At 51.9% G+C, this 655-nt stretch carries 1 protein-coding gene; it reads right to left on the bottom strand.

Translation table 11 applies throughout. From position 1 onward, the window contains the following. On the bottom strand, positions 1-655 hold a 655-nt coding region (locus tag CHK_RS01740), incomplete at both ends, for a DUF927 domain-containing protein (RefSeq protein ID WP_046442307.1).

Raw genomic sequence — 655 nt, 5'->3', positions numbered from 1 at the left:
TTGGTTTTCCTTGAAGATCAGCGTCGTTATCAGGCTGTCCGCGGTCAGGATGGCCGCTGCACTCATTGCCTGCTTTTCAGTCGTATCGTTTTCAGACAGTATCTTATAATACGCATCGTATAAGTCCCGCGCCTGGTCAATGTTCCCCTCCTCCTGAAGCCATGCCACAAACATATGCCCTGCAAAGCCGTAATTTCGCTTTAGCGTATCAGCCACACGTTTCGGATTACTGAACAGCTTTTCCGCACACTCAATTTCAATAATACGGTTCACCGCACCACCCCCAGACGTAATCGACGTAATCGGCATTTCACCGTTTGTAATCGTGCAGTTCTCCCATGTCTGAACCCGGTTGATCCCAAGGCTTTTATTACTCCGGCTCTTACCTACGCCCTCGCAAAGCTTATATATGTCCTCGTCAAACTTCCTTTTGTCGGATACGATCTGCAGCTCGTCAAGGATCAGCGGCAGGCTGTTGACAAAGCCGGCCGACATCTCCAGCCCTACATTGGTCGCGTTAAAGGTGTGGATGTACTGCCCCATCTTCGGACAGGCCCACACCGACGCCGCCAGAAGAAGCGCGACGGTTTTACCCGTCTCCGTTCCTCCCCAAAGATGCAGGATGAATGGATTCAGTCCCAACGGCCCTACGAGG

Origin of the sequence: Christensenella hongkongensis (assembly GCF_000981035.1) — a bacterium.
Taxonomy (GTDB): domain Bacteria; phylum Bacillota; class Clostridia; order Christensenellales; family Christensenellaceae; genus Christensenella; species Christensenella hongkongensis.
The sequence above is the reverse complement of the archived record's forward strand: the minus strand, read 5'-3'. Positions and strand labels throughout refer to the sequence as shown.